Consider the following 19,667-nt stretch of genomic DNA (forward strand, 5'->3'; position numbering starts at 1 on the left):
ATTAAGCAAGATTGATACGTTTTCACTTGACCTATTTATAATAAATAGCATACTATGTAAAGTAAGAACTCATTATGGAGGGAACTATGTATAAACAGCTCGCTAAATCGCTTATTTTTTATCTTATCTCCGCACTCGGTATTAGTTTGACTATTAAAGCCAATATAGGTGTTAGTAGTTTCAATGCATTAAATGTTGCTGTGTCAGATGTGACACAGATTAAAGTTGGAACAGTCACGACAGGTATTAACTTTTTCTTTTTAAGTATGTGTGTTTTTCTTGATAAACAGCGTACAATTAAAAAATATGTGTTAATGATTATGTCCTTAATCTGTTTTGGGAATGTCGTTAATATTATACTCTATTCGATTTTAGCGAATGTTCATATAACGATATACCCTTTACAAATTCTGACTTTTATACTAGGAACAATTATTGGCGGTATTGGAACGGGTCGTGTTTTATATTACGGCACACTAAAATTTCCAATTGAAACACTATGTCAATTACTTGAAGCAAAGACAAAACTATCTTTTTCTTTTTACAGATATAGTATTGATGTCGTATCCGTTATTCTCTCATTAGGATTATCTTTTTATTATCATCTTCCTTTATATGTAAGAGAAGGGACAATCATTAGTTTATTTTTACTATCAAGTGTTATCCATTGGGCAAACAGTAATTTCCAAAAACATTAAGCATATCGTAAAATCCCCCTAGACGAACCGCCATTATGTTGGTTCGTCTAGGGGGTTTACTATCACATCAATTTCTTTTGTAATTCATTCATCTTTATCATCACATCCATTGGAGTTAAATGTGACATATCCATTGTACGTAGTTCTTGTAGGACATCTTTTTCTTTTAACTCCAACTCTTCAAATAAAGATACTTGTTCTTGTATCGGTTCTTTTGAAATCGGTACGTCTTTTTGACCCACTTCTAATCGCTCTAAAATATGTGTCGCTTCCAATAACAATTCCTTAGGTAATCCGGCTAATTGTGCAACATGTAATCCATAACTTTTATCTGCTGGGCCTTCCATTAGTTTATGCAAGAAAATAAGCTCTCCATTTTCTTCAATCGCACCTACATGAACATTTCTTAATCCTTTTAGTTCTTTATCTAAAACGGTTAATTCATGATAGTGAGTTGAAAATAATGCTATGGCGTGCACATGATGATGAACATATCGTAAAATAGCTTCTGCTAGTGCCATACCGTCGTATGTTGCCGTTCCTCGTCCAATTTCGTCGAATAATAATAAACTTTTTTCTGTGGCATATTGTATAGCTTGATTTGTTTCAAGCATTTCAACCATAAATGTGCTTTGTCCAGAAATCAAGTCGTCTGCTGCACCAATTCGTGTAAAAATACGGTCAAAAATTGGTAATTCTGCTGTATCAGCAGGAACAAAGCAACCCATTTGTGCCATAATGACCGTCAGTGCTAGTTGACGCATAAAGGTACTTTTCCCAGACATATTTGGACCTGTTATCAATAATAATGTATTATCGTCTGACATGACTAAATCATTTGGAACATATTTATGGATGCCAATAACTTTTTCAACGACTGGATGACGTCCATTTTTAATAAAAATGGTTTGTTGATGTTGATGTAAGATTGGCTTCACATAATGATATTGTTCGCTGACATACGCAAAAGATTGTAACACATCAATGCTGGCTACTTGTTTTGCCAATAATTGTAAAGCAGCACTGTATTGTTTGATTTGTTCACGAATAGATACAAATAATTCATATTCTAATTGAACAGATTTTTCTTCGGCTTCTAAAATAATACGTTCTTTTTCTTTTAATTCGGGAGTTATAAACCTTTCTGCATTCGCTAGTGTTTGTTTACGATCGTATTGTCCTTCGGGCAGTAAATGTAAACTTCCTTTCGTCACTTCGATATAGTAACCAAATACTCTATTATACCCAATTTTTAATGTTTTAATACCAGTTTTTTCACGTTCTTGCTGTTGTAAGTTCGCAATCCATTGTTTGCCATTAACCATTGCATCACGATATTTATCTAATAACTCATCATATCCATTTTTTATAACGCCCCCTTCTTTTGTAGAAATCGGTGGTTCGTCTATAATGGCATTTTCAATTAAATGAGTAATATGATCTAAAGAATCCATTTGTTCAAGCGTATCTGTCCATTCACCTGTTTCATTCATCAATAATAAATATTCTTTGATCATTGGAATTTGCTCTAATGACGTTTTGAGTTGTATCAAATCTCTTGCATTTACACTACCAAAAGACACACGTGCTACTAATCGTTCTAAGTCGTAAACCGATTTTAAGGCTTGAACTAAATCCATTCGCTCAAAATAGTGATTCATTAAATTCGCCACTTTTTGTTGACGACTTTCTATCTTACTTTTATCAATCAACGGCTTCTCCATCCATTGACGAAGCATACGTCCACCCATTGCTGTTTTGGTTTCATCTAAAAGCCATAAAAGACTTCCTTTTTTAGTCTTTGTGCGAATACTTTCCGTTAATTCTAAATTGTATTTAGCATTATAATCAAGTTTCAAAAAATGATTGATTTCATATACTTGAACAGGTTGTAAATGAACTAAACTTCTTTTTTGCGTTCTATTCACATAAGCTAATAATAATTGTACAGCTTCTAATTGTTGTTTATGATAAACTGGCTCCAAAATTGTTTCAAACGCTGTACTATCCATATTCTGCTCTTGCTTAGAAAGAACATAAGAGAAATGTTGTTGCAATTGTTTGATGGTCGCATCTGGCAAGTTATAGTAGACAATTTCAAAAATATCCAAACTGCGTAATTCATTCAATAAACTCTCATCATTTGAGGTGCTTGTCACTTTTATTTCACCCGTGGCAATGTCTACATACGCCAAATGATACCCTTGTGCATAGATAAGCGATGCTAAATAATGATTTTTTTTATCATCTTTATTTTTAGGATCTAACACTGTCCCCGGTGTAATAACTTGTACCACATCACGTTTGACCATACCTTTTGTTAACTTAGCGTCTTCTAATTGTTCACAAATTGCAATTTTGTAACCTTTGTCGACGAGTGTTTTTATATATTCTTGTGCGGCATGATGAGGCACCCCGCACATAGGCACCGGATTTTGTGCATTTTTATTGCGTGATGTTAATGTAATTTCTAATACTTCTGATGCAATTTTAGCATCATCATAAAAAAGTTCATAAAAATCGCCTAGGCGATAAAACAATAGACAATCCTTATAGTTTTCTTTAACAGAAAAATATTGTGCCATCATAGGTGTCATTGTTTCTGTTTGTTCACTCATTGGATAATCCTTTCTTATTTTTGATAGTGTTCAGCTGCTTTTTTTAATTTGGAAATAATAATTTTCACTTCATCTAAATGCTGTGCATTCGCTCCGCTCGCCAATGGATGTCCTCCACCATCATGTTCTTGTGCAATACTGTTAATCGCAGGTCCTTTAGAGCGTAAGCGGCATCTGTATTTTCCGCTTGGCTGTTCTACAAAAATGCCCCAACAACACACATTTTCAATAGTACCCGGTAAAGATACTATCCCGGCTGTGTCTTCATCTGATAATCCATATTTGGTTAATAATTTTTGAGATAGGACAATATATGCGACGCCTTGTTTTGTATATTTTAAATGTTGTAATACATAGCCGGATAATTTTGCTGTTTGGATAGACTGCGTTATCATCGCATATTGAATATCTGTCGCTGAAAAATCATAATTTCTTAGAAAACTTGCTAATTGCATTGTTTTTCTAGATGTTGATTCATATAAAAATCGTCCTGTATCACCTACAATACCCGCGTATAAGTGCCGTGCAGTTTCAGATGTTATCATCAAACGTTCTTCATAAACCCATTGTGTAATAATTTCACTCGTACTACTTGCTTTTGTATCCACATAAGAGATGTCACCATAAGGCTCAATATCAGGGTGGTGATCAATTTTTACGAGAGTTTTCCCAAGCGTAAATCGTTTATCATCAATTCTAGGTGTATTAGCTGTATCTGTCACAATAATCAATGCGTTTTTGTAACATGAGTCGTCAATCTGATCCATTTGTCCCATAAAAGCTAAGCTATTTATATCTCGACCCACACAATAAACGTGTTTGTCTTTAAAATTTTCAGTAATAATACCTGCTAATCCTAATTGTGAACCAAGAGCATCTGGATCCGGATTTGTATGTCTATGAATAATAATCGTGTCATGTTCATGAATATATGTGGATAATTGTTTAAAAAACATGCCTATCTCCTTTATGTTTTACTAATGACTTGATAAGAAACAACCGCTTTTGCCACAAGTCTATTTTCATTATAGACACCGACATCTATTTTTGTAGAACGTCTATTAGCATCTAAAACATCACATAAAATATGTAATTTATTTTCATTTTGTATAAGTTTAAAATAATAAAGTTGGAGTTGTTCTAAAATAGCTCCTTGTTGATACATTTCATAAATCATTCTTTGGGAGCTTTCTGTAATAATTTCTGCTAAAACACCGTAAGAAATTGTTCCGACACTGTTTAACATTTGTGGTTCAACTTGAAAAATATATTCTTTTTGTTCAAATCCACTTTCATCAACACTATTTAAATTGGAAACAATTTGATCCTCAATGGTATTGCCTACTTGTGGTTGTCGTTGAGATAGTTGGATAGCTTTCATAACATCTCGCCGTGAAATAATACCAATAAATTGCATATTATCTTCAACAACAGGCAATACATCTAACCCGTCCCAAATCATAATATGGGACACACTCGCAATACTCATATATGTTTTAGCAACAACGGGCGATTTGGTCATTACTTTTTCAATGCTCATATAATCGGGTCTTCTCATAACATCTGCTGCAGCAACAATACCTACTAGTCGTCCTTGTGGTGTAATAACAGGAAAACGTGTATGGTTTGTTGTTTGTGTTAATTCACGATATTTTGCTACGGTATCATCTGTTGTTAAATAAACACTATTATGTAATTCTGTATAAATATTTTCAACAAGGACAATTTCTTTTTTAATAAGTTGATCCGACATAGCACGATTAATTATCGTTGCTACAGTAAAGGTATCGTACGATGTTGTAATAATTGGTAAACCTACTTGATTAGCTAGAGAAATAATATCTGGAGTCGTTTCAAAACCACCCGTGATTAAAACTGCTGCACCACTTTCTAATGCTAAGCGTTGCACACTCGTTCTATTTCCGACAATCATTAAAGAATCAGGTGTAATGTAACGAAGCATGGCATCTTCTTGCATGGCACCAATAATAAATTTATTTAATTGTTTTGTGATACCACTATGTCCGCCTAAAATTTGTCCTTCAACAATTTTTTCGACGGCTTCATACGTCAAACTTTCAAAATTACGTTTTGTTTTTCTTTCGACACGAATCGTTCCAACACGTTCAATCGTAGAAACTAACCCTAATTTTTCAGCCTCTTTTATCGCTCTATAAGCTGTTCCTTCGCTAATTTTCATATTTTTGGCAATGGAGCGTACAGATACTTTTTCCCCTACAGCCAAACTATCGATAAATTGAATAATAAGTTCATGTTTCGTCGGCATTTTCTTACCTCTTTCTACACCTACTATATTGAAAATGCACTCATCAAAGATGAATGCATCCTATTAATTGTTTACTTCAACTAAGACATCACGATCAACTAAACCGTCCAATGTAAATTCAAATTTTTCAATAATCATCTCGTTATTTTTTAATTTGTATAAATCAACAGCATTTAAACCATTGCCTGTTGTCGTAGAGATTTTTAATTCTTTTAAATCTTTTGAAACAGTAATTTTTAATTTGAAGTTCTTCTTTTCTGCTCCAATAACATCAAGTGAACGTTGTAATTGAAAGTTTCCTGCTTTTGTTTCTTCAAAACCATTATCACGTAATGTATATTTTTTACATTTATCACTAATAGAATATGTTTTGTTTAATCCAGATACGGTTACTGTTTGTTGAAATGCCATAACGATCTCCTTATATCTTTATTTTTTTACTGGTTGTATTTGTTCGCTTTTCATTGATGTGTTTTTAACACTCTCAACATGTTTTGCATCTAATAACGATGATACGATGAGTAGCAATGATAATAAAAAGACGCTAAAAATAAGTCTTAATGTATCTTGCGATATATTTGTTTTTTGTATTCGTTTTTTCATACGTCACCTACTACTATTGATATATCTAGTTTATCATATTTTACCTAAATTAGCACTTATTAGAATGACGCTTATAAATTAAAAAGTAATGTGGATAGGCATTTTTTTCATCAATAACCCCTTCTATGCGTTCGATCAATTCAAATTTTGTCATATCCAATTTAGGCATATAAGCATCACCGTCAAATGTTTCATCAATAATTGTTTGATAAATCATATCCACATTATCAGCAAACATACTAAATACTTTTGCACCACCTACAATATAAATATTTTGTTGCTGACTTAAATTCATAATATCTTGCACACAATGACAAACCTCTGCACCTTCTACTTGATAAGATTTATCGGTAGTTAAAATAATGGTATGTCTATAAGGTAATAATCGTTTTCCCATACCTTCAAATGTTTTTCGACCCATTACAATGGTTTGATGCAATGTTGTTTTTTTAAAAAATGCTAAATCATTAGGCAAATGCCACGGCAATGTTCCTTTATTTCCGATTAGTCCATTTTTATCTTGTGCAAATACAAATATAATCATATATATCTCCTTTTTTACTCGTCTACTCTATGTTACAGATTTCTTTATAAAAAATCTAGTAAAATATATTAAAATCTCTTTCTAATAATACAAAAAAAATGATGTTGGCGGGGGCCACCAACATCATTTTTCATAAGTGGTAAACGACTTTCACCACTGGAATATCTTATGTTTATATCACATCTAGCCTTCTAAAATACTAGCAATCTTTGTCATAATTAAATCAAGTGCAACTTGGTTAGAAACACCTTCTGGAATAATCACATCTGCTAGTCGTTTTGTTGGTTCGATAAATTGATGATGCATTGGTTTAACAACTTCTAAATACTGTTGAATAATAGAGTCTAATGAACGTCCTCTTTCTTCAATATCTCTCTTAATACGACGAATAATACGCAAATCATCATCTGTGTCTACATATATTTTAATATCCATTAAATGACGTAAACGCTCGTCTTCTAAAACAAATAGCCCTTCTAAAATAATGACGTCTTTCGGTGCTTGTAAAATCACTTCCGAACTTCTTGTATGGTTCACGTAATCGTATACTGGTTTTGAAATAGATTCAAAATTGATTAGTTTTTGTAAATCTTGAACTAATAAATCTCCGTCAAAAGCATTTGGATGATCGTAATTTGTTTTTAATCTTTCTTCAAATGTTAAGTGATCTTGATTTTTATAATAAGAATCTTGTTCTAATAATAAAATCGACAATCCGGGAAATGATTCTAAAATCTTACGGCTCACAGATGTTTTTCCACTACCAGATCCACCTGTTACACCAATGACAATAGGCTTTTTATTCATAAGTTATTCCTTTCTAAAAAACAGCTTTTGACAAATATGATTTGTCAAAAGCAATTTATTATTTATTATTCACATATTTTTCAACTAAAGCTTCGTGTTCTTGTAATGTTTTCGCAAAATACACAATACCTGTTTTTACATCCGCTACAAAATAAAAATACTCTGTTTTATCTGGATTTAGTGTTGCAGAAATCGCATCTTCACTTGGCGAGTTAAATGGTCCTGGTCCATATCCTTTATATTTATATAGGTTATATGGTGAATCTACTTCTAAATCTTTAAATGTAACCAATTCTTTATGCTCTCCTAAAGCATACAACACACTAATATCTGATTGTAATGGCATATCTTGTTGTAAACGATTATCAAAGACACTTACAATTTTTTTACGGTCATCTGTTTTAACACCCTCTTTTTCTGCTAGAGAGGCAATCGTTAAGACTTGATGCACATCTTTACTACTATCAATCATCGCTTGATAATAATGTTGCATCACACTATCCATTTTTTTGACCATTTTTTCAATCATTGATTTTGCTGTATCATCTTTAACATAATCATACGTTGCAGGGAATAAGTATCCTTCTAATTTATATTTTAAATCTGTCATTTTAGACATACTTGTCAATAATTTTGGATATTTTTGGACTAATTCATTTACAAAAGTATCGTCTTTAATGGCTTCTAAAAACTCATCTTTTGTAATAGGTGTAGATTTGCCAATCGTTTCAGCAATTTGTGAAATTTGATCTCCCTCACGTACAAGTACCGTTGCTAAAACAGCATGGTCAGATGTTCCTCCACTTTTCAATACACCGATAATATCGTCAAGCGTCATAGATGGAGATAAAGCATAATTTCCTGCTTTTAAAGTCCCCACATCTTTTGTTTTTAAATAAAAATTAAACACTGTTGCATTGCGAATAATTTTCATTTCTTCTAATGTTTTAGCTAAATCTTTCATAGAAGAACCAACAGATACATTTACTTCAATTTTTTCTTTATTATTTGTATCATACGGTTGTAAATTGTACTGAATAGCCCCGTATGCTGTAATAGCCCCTATCGTTAGCACACATAAAACAATCGTTACAATAATAAAGACAATTTTTCTCGAAATACGGTTTTCACGATCGTATCTTTGCTTTCTCGTTCGTGTTTGTCTTTCTAAATCACTTTTATTATAAGACATAGTAACTCCTTTTTTTCCTATTTTAGTGTTATTATACTGCATATTTCTTCAATGTTTCAACTAAAGTTTTTATTTCTTCTAAAGTATTCATTTCTGAAAAAGAAATACGTAAAGATTCACTTGCTCTTTTTTCATCTTGAAACATGCTCAATAAAATTCTACTTGGTTTTAAACTTCCTGCAGAGCAAGCTGAGCCTGCAGATACCATAATACCCGATAAATCAAGCTGAATCAACAATTTACTTGCAGGAATACCTTTAAACCACACATTCACAATGGTTGGGACTTTTCTTGTTTCTTCCATAGAACCGTTTACTTCATAATCAATCTCTGTTTTGGATAATTCACTTAATAACGTTTCTTGAAGTTGTACTATGTGCTTTTGTTTGTCTGTCAAATGCAGTTGTGATATAGCTTTAGCAAATCCAGCGATACTTGCGACATTTTCTGTACCAGACCGAACGCCCTGCTCTTGTCCACCACCATGTAGCAACGGTTGTACACGAACACCTTTTTTCACAAATACAAATCCAGTACCTCGTGGCCCATGTACTTTATGGGACGATACACTGAGCATATCTGCGCCTAATTTTTTAACATCTATGGGTAAAATACCATAAGCTTGAACAGCATCTGTATGCAATAAAATATCTTTATCTTTTAATAATTCAGCAATTTGTTCGATAGGCTGCACTGTCCCAACTTCATTATTTACGTACATGACACTAATAAAACTTGTATCTGGTCGAATCGCATTTTTGACATCTTGAATAGAAATAACGCCCGATTTATCGACTGGCAAATACGTCACATCAAATCCTTTTTTTTCTAATTCTTCCACTGTATTTAAAACCGACGGATGCTCAATTACGCTTGTAATAATATGTTTTTTTGTCACATCACGATACGCCAAACTATGCAAAGCAAAATTATTTGATTCTGTTCCACCACTTGTAAAAATGAGTTCATCAGATGTTGCACCAATGGACATCGCCAAACTCGTTCTAGATTCATCTAATTTTTTTTTTGCTTGTCTACCCACTTGATATGTACTAGACGGATTTCCATAAACATTCATCATGGTATCTGTCATAGCACTAATAACGTCTGGTAGTGGTATTGTTGTTGCTGCATTGTCTAAATAAATCATATTTTTCACCTATTTCCATGACACATCAAGTGTTAATAACTGTTCTAAATTTTCGAGATTTTGTTTATCATGTTCAAAGACATCAGAAAATTCCATATTAGGCGACAACAATTTTTTTGCTTGTTGTACATATTTCTTGCCTTTTTTAAAATCTTTTTGTATATACAATACATACATTGCATGAAGCAATGGTTTTTGTGCCAAATACTTCATCAATGTTTTGTCTTTATATAAATTTGTTGCTTTTTCTATATCACCTGTTATGATATATGTTTCTAGTAAGATAGCATTGGACATCGCTCTTAAAATATCATTTTCTGTAAATGAACCGTAGTATTCCAAAGCTGTTTTTACTTCATCAAATTCTTTTTTATAAAACGCTTGAGTATAATACTGAATATAGGCTGCTTCTACTAAAATTCCTTTTTCTAATTCGGGTAATACCAATTCAAAATTTGTTAATTTTTCACTGTTTAATTCTGCTTCATATAGTCGATTATTTTCATAGAATAAATCAAAACGTTCAGGGTGTTTTTTTAACTCCTGAATACGAGCACCGTCTGTAATACCCATTGGAAAACTATTCATAAGAAATAAAAAGACATGCATCATTGCAAAAGGAACATATAACAAACTTTGACGAACGTAGGCTAAGCCAAAAAAGAGAATACAAAAACAAATATGTGTGATTAGTCCTCCACGAAGCATCCATAAAGAGTGGCTCTGTCTATCTTTTGCGATACCTGCATATTGTGCAGCACCACTAAAAATGGATGGTTTTTTTATGAAATGCCATTCTCCACCTTTTTTAAACCACTGAAATGAACCTATTCCTATGACTAGAGTACGATAACCTGTTACTTTCCCAAAAAAAGCATGTCCTAATTCATGTATGATATAAAACACATTTAAACTTATAAGATACACACAAAAATATAAGATAACTAAAGGTAATTCTTTCAAAGAGGCAGCAATAAAACCTGTTAAAAAAGCTGTTAAAAAAAATAAAATTGTTAGAACAATCATAAATCCTATTTTATACTTCTTATTCATACCAATCGTCCTTTTCTGTAAATAACATTTTTAACACATCTGTTGTCAATCGTCTTGATTGGCCTTTAGCTGGAAAAATATGCATCATCATCATTGGATTAAAGTTTGCTTCAATAATGCCATAACTAGAGTTAGAAGAAGCCGGTACTTTTATATCCGGAATAATTAAATCGACACCACACACTCTTGCAAACATCGCTTTTGTAATATTCTGTGCAATATCTTTATAACTACTATCCACCTCATCTGTCATATCAATAGAATCTCCACCCGTACTAATATTTGAATTTGCTCTTAAATACGCTATTTCACCTTGTTTTAAAACAGTATTCACAGTAAACCCTTGTTCTTTTAATTGAAGTTGCTCAATATCTGATAATTCAATTTGTTTCAGAGGTGTTGTTTTTCCATCACCTCGTAAAATAGATTGATTTTTCATATCGACTAACTCTTTAATCGAATGTAGCCCATCTCCAATTACATTAGCTGGTACACGTAATAAAACAGCTTTCGTTTTACCATCAATAACAAAGAAACGATATTCTGTACCCGCTATAAAGTCTTCAATCATGATTTCTTTATCTTCTTTCAAAGCAATCGTGACAGCTTGTTTAAAATCTTCTTTATCATGCGTCCCATTTTGGAAAATAGTGATACCTAAGCCATAGTTTGTTGATTTAGGTTTAATAACAATCGGTTTTCCAGACACAAGTGGAAATTGTTCCATTGCTTCATCAACCGTTTGACATTGAATGCTGTGCGGAACTTTAAAACCTGCTTTTTCAAGAACTTTTTTTGTCACAACTTTGTTTTCCATAATCAATGGTGAAATATAACTATCCTTACTTGTCATATTCCCATTTTTAACATATTCATCATGATTTTTGTATGTTAGTTTTAAAAATTGATCATGTTCATCTAACAACTCAACATGTATACCTTGTTGAATTGCATCTGCCATAAAGGCTTGTGTGGATAGTTCCATATTTGAAAAAGCACTCAATCCAAATGGTTTTTCAACTGCCTCTTTTTTGTACTGTTTTGCCAATGACAAACCTACTTCGAGCATATCTCCTTTTTCTTCATACAACATCCATAATTTTCCTCCGACTGTTTCCTCTGGATATAGAAGTTGATGCTGTTTTTCACGAATAATATCAATATCTTTTTGAGAAAACTGACAGTACTGTGCCATATCTAAAAATTGTTCAAATAACCATTGTCCTTCTTCGATATAAAGTGGTAAATCAAGTGGATGTGATAATGCTGTTTTTTCACTTTTTTCTTTACCTAGCATTATATTTTCATCGCTTTCTTCTAACCACAACATTAACATAATAAATAGATGAATAAAACGTGCATCTTTTTCCAAAATACCGTAAGGTGCAAAAGGATTTAAATCAAACAAGCGATATTCGACATATTGAATGCCTTTTTCTAAAAATTCAACAACAGACGATGCTCCTCTAAAGCGAACGCTTGAGTAAAATTCTTTTTCGGCAATTAGTTTTTTCGTATCTACAAGTTGTCTAAGCGACGTCACATAGTCTGTCAAACTATCAAAAGATACTTTAATATCGTCACTATTCACGTAGCCATATCGGCTTGCTCGAATACTTTTTACGGGTTTGTTTAAATGCTCATGATGGTCGTAATATTTTTCATCTACTAAAGAGGACGCTCCCAATAGATAAACCAATACCCATTGATAACGCATAAACCGTCGAGCAACTGTCATATAAACATTATTTTGAATATCTGAAAGGGTTTCGGTATCTTGTTTAAGTTGTTCTAAAAAGGCTGTTGAAAACCCCATATTAAAATGTATACCTGATACCATTTGTTTATATTTACCATATTTTTTAGATAGATACTCACGATAGGCAGTATCCGTTTCATTTAATTGTGCTTCTAAAATATCTGTTTCATGTGGCAGCAACATCGGCATACTTAAAGGCCAAATATACTCATCCTCTGGTAATTGTCGTAATGTCACTTCATGAATGGCACTTAAATATCTCAATGCATCTGTTTCTGATTGGGTTGTTGCTGTAATCAATTCAAGTTGTGATTCTGCAAAATCCGTTTGAATATATGGATGATATGCTCTATCTCCAAAGTTTTTAGGATGCAATGTTTTGGCAATATGTCCTGAACTTGTTACACGTTGCCCTTCTTTTTCAATACCAAATGTTGCTTGTTTAAAAAGACCTTGTAATTGTTTTTGTAAAATTCTCTGTTTCATTTTCTGACTCCTGTATCATTGTTTTTAACAACGCTAATTCAAGTAATAGGTGTTTATCCGTTGTGTTTGTTTTTAATGCATAATCCGTTTCTGATAATATTTGATAATAAACAATCATATCCTTTAAATGATAAGCACTCGACTGTTTCATCGCTAGTTGAACACGATATGGATGCTGTTTTAATTGTTTAATAATATCTTGTTGTTGATAGCCTTTTTTTTCTAAAATGGTGACTTGCATCAACAATCGAAACTGCCCTAATAATAAAGCAAGTAACTTAATCGGTTCTTCTTTTTGTAAAATCAGTTCTCGATAAATCAATAATGCCTGTTCCACATTTTTTTTCAAAACAGCCTCAACAAGTGTAAAGACATTATTTTCCAAATGTTTAGGCACTAGGGATAATACACTATCTTTTGTGATTTTCTTTGTATCCATTGTTGCTAAAAATAGTTTATCCACTTCATTCATTGCTAAAGATAATTGATAACCGACTCTCTCTAACAACAACGCCAAAACCTGTTTATCAATAGCATATCCTTCTGCTAAAATAACATCTTGTATAAAATGTGACGTTTCTTTTTCAGACAGTGGATTAACATCAATGTATTCTGCAACTTTTTTTAATTGTTTTACGACTTTCTTACGATTATCAACTGTATCAAAAGGAGCCAAAACAACTAAAATTGTATCTTGATTTGGTTCTTCTAAATAAGTTAAAAAAGTTTCTAACGCTCCGTCTGTAACAGATTTTGTTTTTTCTTGTAATAAAAAGGTAGGTTGCTCTAATAGAATAACTTTCTTTTCTCCAAAAAAAGGCATGCTCAATGCATCTTCCACAACATATTCTAAACTTGTATCTTGTGCATTATAAATAGAAATATTTAGCTCTCTTTCCTCTTGCGTTAACACATCATTTAAAAATGTTTGTTTGACTAAATTCATCAAATATGTTTCTGTACCTTGAACAAAGTATACCGGTTCTAATTGTCCTTTACGAATCTTTGATAATACTTTTTGCACTTTCTCACCTACTCTTCCATATTGTTGATATTGTATCATAAATTCAGCTATTCTTATATACGAATTGCTCTATAATCAATAGCACAAATTAAAAACCTCGCAAAGAGATACTCTCTTTGCGAGGTTTTTAATTTCTATATTCAATGAATAACCGTTTTGATTAACCTAATAATTGTTCTAATTCTTCTAAACGTTGTTCAAAAACAGCAAGTGCTTCTTCAATATATGTTGATTGTGTCATATCAACGCCTGCGTGTTTCATAACATCAATTGGATACGCACTTTCTCCTGCTTTTAAGAAGTAGAAGTATTGATCAATGTATTCTTGATTACCTGTTAAAATACGTGCCGCTAAAGCTGATGCAGCAGAAAATCCTGTTGCGTATTGGAATACATAATAATTGTAATAAAAATGTGGGATTCTTGCCCATTCTAATGCAATTTTGTCATCTTGTTCAACGACTGCATAATATTTAGCATTTAGTTCAGCATAAGATTGGGTTAAAAATTCATGTGTTAAAGGTACACCTGCTGCATCTTGTTCGTGCATGAAATGCTCAAACTCAGCAAATTGAGTTTGACGGAAAACAGTTCCTTTCACACCGTCTAAATAATGATTGATTACATATTGACGTACACGTGGGTCTGTTTCTGTTTTTAACAAATATTCTGTCAATAAGTTTTCATTTGTCGTTGATGCAATCTCTGCTAAGAAAATTGGATATTTTCCGTATGTATGATTTTGTGCTTGGTGTGTAAAATAACTATGCATGCTATGACCTAACTCATGGACTAATGTATAAAGTTGGTCGATAGAATCACGCCAGTTCATTAAAATATATGGTGCTGTGTCATATGAACCTGAAGAATAAGCACCTGTACGTTTGCCCTCATTTTCAATCCAGTCAATCCATCTTTCATCAAAAGCACGTTCTAATACAGAAAGATATTCTTCGCCTAATGGTGCTAATGCTTTTAATGTTGTTTCTTTCGCTTGTTCAATTGTATATTTTACGTCAACATCTTCTACTAGTGGTGTATACACATCATACATATTTAATGTTTCTAAACCTAATACTTTTTTACGTAAATTTAAATATCTTTGGAAAATCGGTAATTTATCATTAACGACTTTCACTAATGTGTCATACACTTCCTCAGGAACAAAATTACTTGATAATGCTTCTTGACGTGCTGATTTATAGCCACGAATACGTGCATTATAATTATGTCCTTTAACCGTTGTGCTTAATGTTGAAGCCAATGTATTTTTTACACTACCAAATGTTGTGAACATCATATTATACGCTTCTTGACGTAAAGCACGATTATTTGATTCTAATAATTGTGCATATAATCCATTTGTTAAGCGTTGTTTTGTGCCGTCTTCTGTTGTTACTTCCCCATGTTTCAAATCGGCATTCATCAGTTGTGCTGCAATATCTCCTGCTGCTTCCATCACTTCTGAAGAACCTGCAAGTAACGCTTCTTCTTTTTCAGATAATGTATACGCACGTTTACTTGTTAAACGTTCAAAGAAATGACGATACGTTGCCAATGTACTATTTGAACCAAAGTAGCTTTCTAATGTTTCTTCTGGTATTTCTAGAAGTTCTGGTGTAAAAGGTGCTGTTACTTCAGCAAATTTTACATATACACCGTATGTTTTAGCAAACATTGCTTGATACTTACCATTAGCTGTATCTTGGTCTGCTTTTAAATGTGCATAAATATATGCTACTTCAATACGACGCTCAAATTTTTCAACCGTCTGTAAAGCATTCAATAATGACTCTGCGCTGCTGCCTAATGTACCTTTTAATGCTTTAATTGCATCTAAGTCCTGTTCTAGTGCAGCAACTTCTTTTTCTTGTTCTTCATCTGATTTAAAAATAAGGGTTAAATCCCACGTTAACGCTTCTTCTATTTCATGTCTTTTTACTTGTTCTGCCATGATATCACTCCAATCTAAATATAAAAAATTATATCATACTTATGCTACCGTATCAAAAGATTGCATTTTTCTACATACAAATACCCCGACAGATACATCTGTCGGGGTATACTTATTTTTGTACTTCTTCTTTATAGTCACAATGACTACATACAATTTGTTTGCCACCACGTACTTTTTTCTCAATGAGATAGGCGTTGTCTTTCGGGCAATTTCTACCAACTGGTTTATCCCACGATACAAAATCACATTCTGGATAACATGAGCATCCATAAAAAATTTTATTTTTCTTCGATTTTCGTTCCAGTATTTCACCTTTTTGACATTGTGGACACGACACATCAATTTTTTTAACGATAGCTTGTGTATATCGACAATCTGGAAAATTACTACACGCATAGAACTTCCCAAATTTTCCGATTTTAATCACCATTGGACTACTACATTCTGGACAGTCAAACCCAGCGGGTTCATCTTTAATATCAATTTTTTCAATATCTGTTTCGGCTTTTTCTAAATAAAGACTAAATGGTTTATAGAATAAATCTATAACCTCTTGCCACACACGTTTTCCTTCTTCAATATCATCTAAATCCGTTTCCATTTCTGCTGTAAAATGGACATCAACAATATTAGGGAAAAATGTCGTTATCAATGTATTGACAATACCACCTAATTCAGTAGGTTCAAAACGTTTTGACACAAGTTTTACATAATAGCGACGTTGAATGGTATCTAAGGTTGGTGCATATGTTGATGGGCGTCCCACACCATTTTCTTCTAATACTTTAATTAACGTTGCTTCTGAATAACGTGCAGGTGGTTGTGTAAAATGTTGCGTCGGTTCAATATCTTTGCTTAGCACCACATCTCCAACAACTAATTCTGGTAATGTGAGTTGTTTCTCTGATTTTTTATCATCAGATGATTCTTCATACACTTTTAAAAAACCTGGAAACTTCACAACAGATCCATTCGCTTTAAATTGTACTTGGTTTTGCATTAACGTTGCTTGAACGGTGTCATACACAGCTTGTGACATTTGACTAGCCACAAATCTTGCCCAAATTAGCGCATATAATTTAAATTGTTCTTTTGTTAAATATTTTTCCAAACTCTCCGGTGTACGAAAAACACTGGTTGGACGAATTGCTTCGTGAGCATCTTGAGCTGCTTTACTATTTTTAGACGTCGTTTTCCCTACATATGCTTGCCCGTGAGTTTGAGTAATAAAATCAATCGCCTCTGTTTTGGCAACATCAGAAATACGTGTAGAGTCAGTACGCATATATGTAATCAACCCTACTGTTCCAGTACGACCAATAGACACACCCTCATAAAGTTGTTGTGCTATTGCCATTGTTCGTCCAGTTCTAAAATTTAATTTGCGCACAGCCTCTTGCTGTAAACTACTCGTTGTGAATGGTAACGCAGGCTGTCTTTTTCTTTCTTTTTTCACAACATCCGTTACTTGATAATCTCTACTTGTTAGTTTCTTTTGAATATCTTCTACATCTTCTTTTGTTTTCAACTCTACTTTTTTTCCATTTACACCATAAAATTGCGCTGAAAATACTTTTTTATCTTTTATAAATGCTCCAACAATTTGCCAATACTCTTTTGGTACAAACTCTTGAATATCTTTTTCTCTATCAATGATTAGTTTTAGAGCAACAGATTGGACACGCCCTGCACTTAATCCTTTTTTCACTTTCTTCCAAAGGATTGGTGAAATCGTGTATCCAACAAGTCTATCTAAAACACGTCTTGCTTGTTGTGCATCGACTAAACTCATATCAATCGGTCTAGGATCTTTAAATGCCAATTTAACAGCATCTTTTGTAATCTCATTAAACACAACACGGATATTGTCTTTTGGATTTAACCCTAATAAATAAGATAAATGCCACGCAATAGCCTCTCCCTCTCTATCCGGGTCAGATGCTAAGTAAACCTTCTCTGCCTTATCCGCATATTTTTTTAATTCTTTAATTAAATCTCCCTTACCACGAATCGAAATATAGTATGGCTCATAATTGTTGTCAATATCGACACCCATCTTACTTTTAGGTAAATCTCTTAAATGACCTTTACTTGCCACTACTTTGTATTGTTTACCTAAATATTTTTCGATTGTTTTCGCTTTTGCTGGGGATTCTACTATAACAAGATTTTTGTATGCCATATATCCTCCTCAATTCTCTTCATGTACATGCTTTTTGTGTATACTTCATTTATAACGTCAAAGTCGTCTTTCATCTTATGCCATTCTTTTTATATTGTCAACGGAAAATGCATCAGACACTCTCATTTTTCTGTAAGCATTTACAGAAAAAGGTTGATTTTTTGTTATTTTTTGCTATAATAAGGGCATAGATTTCTGAGATGTACGTCATATTTCTAATGTGTTGACCTTACATATTTTTATTGATTTAGGGATCCTTTAGATACATGTGATAACAAGCCCTTTCACTTGGTAGTTAAATAACATTTACTTTGGAGCCCACCTGTTTTTAAGCAGGTTCAAGACAAAGAAATATATCAAACGGCATCACCGGATGTCTTTCAAGGGCGTTTGCCCTTGTTTTTTTAAATAAAAAATTAGAACTACATTATTGGATTTGGAGTGTATGATTATGAACAAAAAAGAAATTCGACATCAACTTATTCGTTCGCTTGTATTAGAAAACAGAATCAGTACACAAGTAGAATTACAACAAGCTTTACGTGATCACGGTATTAAAGTAACACAAGCAACTCTATCCCGTGATATTAAAGATTTAAACTTAGTAAAAATTTCTTCTGATGAAGATTCCCAATATGTCATACATAGCTTTACAAAAATCAAATGGGAAGAGCGTCTACGTTTCCATATGGAAGACGCGCTTATCAATATTTTGCCAGTTCAACATCAAGTTGTCATTAAAACGATGCCTGGTGTTGCACAATCTTTTGGTGCCATTTTAGATGGCATTATGTTCCCCGAAGCGATTGCTACAATTTGTGGAGATGATACATGCCTTATCATTTGCAAAGACAATGAGCATGCTCTTCTTTGCTTCGATCGTCTAAAACAATACGCTCCACCTCACTTTTTTGAGTAACCAATCCAATAGTTCTATTGTAAAAAATAAAATCTTGATAAAGACATCTGCGATGTCTTTATCAAGATTCAGACTGTTGACAAAGTAAGAGTGTCAACAGTCTTTTTTCGTATCAGACGTTAAGTTATACGGCTTACCACGATGTACACGATACATCGCTCGTTCTCTACTACGTGCGAGAACGAAGCCATTCGTACCACAACGTCTGATACAATAATAACGCTTAAAAGTGGTATAATAGAGATAAGAAAAAGGAGGAAGAAATCTATGTTTTATAAAGAAACTCACCCAAATGATGAAATCATATTAAACACATTGTCCGAATTAGTACCAAAAGACCATTTACTACGTAAAATTGATAAATCAATTGATTTCAATTTTATTTATG

General features: G+C 32.9%; 16 protein-coding genes and 1 other RNA gene. 3 read left to right on the top strand and 14 right to left on the bottom strand.

What is annotated here, in order from left to right; translation table 11 throughout:
• The first annotated feature begins 86 nt into the window (after positions 1-86).
• Entirely contained in the window at positions 87-698 is a 612-nt protein-coding gene (locus GMA06_RS04805) for a hypothetical protein (RefSeq protein ID WP_163561867.1), read from the top strand.
• A 62-nt stretch (positions 699-760) separates the two neighbouring features.
• Here GMA06_RS04805 and mutS read toward each other — a convergent pair whose 3' ends face one another.
• From mutS to topA, 14 genes are all read right to left on the bottom strand, one after another.
• Entirely contained in the window at positions 761-3,316 is a 2,556-nt protein-coding gene (gene mutS / locus GMA06_RS04810) for a DNA mismatch repair protein MutS (protein ID WP_163561868.1), read from the bottom strand.
• 14 nt (positions 3,317-3,330) lie between these two features.
• Positions 3,331-4,272 (bottom strand): bifunctional oligoribonuclease/PAP phosphatase NrnA, encoded by a 942-nt coding sequence (locus GMA06_RS04815; RefSeq protein WP_163561869.1) that lies wholly within the window; start codon positions 4,270-4,272, stop codon positions 3,331-3,333.
• Positions 4,273-4,283: 11 nt separating this feature from the next.
• On the bottom strand, positions 4,284-5,603 hold the full coding sequence (locus GMA06_RS04820; RefSeq protein WP_163546258.1) for a DRTGG domain-containing protein: 1,320 nt from the start codon (positions 5,601-5,603) through the stop codon (positions 4,284-4,286).
• Positions 5,604-5,666: 63 nt separating this feature from the next.
• A complete protein-coding gene (locus GMA06_RS04825; protein WP_163546259.1) occupies positions 5,667-6,014 on the bottom strand; it encodes a DUF1831 domain-containing protein in 348 nt (115 codons plus the stop codon).
• Positions 6,015-6,032: 18 nt separating this feature from the next.
• Positions 6,033-6,206, bottom strand: coding sequence for a hypothetical protein (locus GMA06_RS04830; RefSeq protein ID WP_163546260.1), 174 nt, complete (start codon positions 6,204-6,206; stop codon positions 6,033-6,035).
• Between the two features lie 49 nt (positions 6,207-6,255).
• Complete coding sequence (locus GMA06_RS04835; RefSeq protein ID WP_163561870.1) at positions 6,256-6,750, bottom strand: dihydrofolate reductase; 495 nt, start codon at positions 6,748-6,750, stop codon at positions 6,256-6,258.
• Between the two features lie 183 nt (positions 6,751-6,933).
• Complete coding sequence (gene udk, locus GMA06_RS04840; RefSeq protein ID WP_163546262.1) at positions 6,934-7,557, bottom strand: uridine kinase; 624 nt, start codon at positions 7,555-7,557, stop codon at positions 6,934-6,936.
• Positions 7,558-7,615: 58 nt separating this feature from the next.
• Positions 7,616-8,749 carry an endolytic transglycosylase MltG gene (mltG, locus tag GMA06_RS04845; RefSeq protein WP_163561871.1) on the bottom strand — a complete coding sequence of 378 codons (1,134 nt, stop codon included), beginning with the start codon at positions 8,747-8,749 and terminating at the stop codon, positions 7,616-7,618.
• A gap of 31 nt (positions 8,750-8,780) precedes the next feature.
• Positions 8,781-9,899, bottom strand: coding sequence for a cysteine desulfurase family protein (locus tag GMA06_RS04850; RefSeq protein ID WP_163561872.1), 1,119 nt, complete (start codon positions 9,897-9,899; stop codon positions 8,781-8,783).
• A 9-nt stretch (positions 9,900-9,908) separates the two neighbouring features.
• Positions 9,909-10,952, bottom strand: coding sequence for a hypothetical protein (locus tag GMA06_RS04855; RefSeq protein ID WP_163561873.1), 1,044 nt, complete (start codon positions 10,950-10,952; stop codon positions 9,909-9,911).
• A complete protein-coding gene (gene gshAB / locus GMA06_RS04860; protein WP_163561874.1) occupies positions 10,945-13,197 on the bottom strand; it encodes a bifunctional glutamate--cysteine ligase GshA/glutathione synthetase GshB in 2,253 nt (750 codons plus the stop codon). The genes GMA06_RS04855 and gshAB overlap by 8 nt, the downstream gene beginning before the upstream one ends.
• The gene (gene holA / locus GMA06_RS04865; protein WP_163561875.1) at positions 13,154-14,260 is read right to left on the bottom strand and encodes a DNA polymerase III subunit delta; all 1,107 of its coding nucleotides are present in this window, start codon (positions 14,258-14,260) and stop codon (positions 13,154-13,156) included. The genes gshAB and holA overlap by 44 nt, the downstream gene beginning before the upstream one ends.
• A 121-nt stretch (positions 14,261-14,381) precedes the next feature.
• Complete coding sequence (gene pepF / locus GMA06_RS04870; protein WP_163561876.1) at positions 14,382-16,175, bottom strand: oligoendopeptidase F; 1,794 nt, start codon at positions 16,173-16,175, stop codon at positions 14,382-14,384.
• Between the two features lie 112 nt (positions 16,176-16,287).
• Positions 16,288-18,360 carry a type I DNA topoisomerase gene (gene topA, locus GMA06_RS04875; RefSeq protein ID WP_163561877.1) on the bottom strand — a complete coding sequence of 691 codons (2,073 nt, stop codon included), beginning with the start codon at positions 18,358-18,360 and terminating at the stop codon, positions 16,288-16,290.
• A 189-nt stretch (positions 18,361-18,549) separates the two neighbouring features.
• Between topA and ssrS the strand changes: the two genes are divergently transcribed.
• Positions 18,550-18,740, top strand: a non-coding RNA gene (ssrS, locus tag GMA06_RS04880) — 6S RNA.
• 71 nt (positions 18,741-18,811) lie between these two features.
• A complete protein-coding gene (locus GMA06_RS04885) occupies positions 18,812-19,279 on the top strand; it encodes an arginine repressor (RefSeq protein ID WP_163546570.1) in 468 nt (155 codons plus the stop codon).
• Positions 19,280-19,667: the final 388 nt, after the last annotated feature.

The organism is Granulicatella sp. zg-84 (genome assembly GCF_010892375.1).
Lineage (GTDB): Bacteria > Bacillota > Bacilli > Lactobacillales > Aerococcaceae > WM01.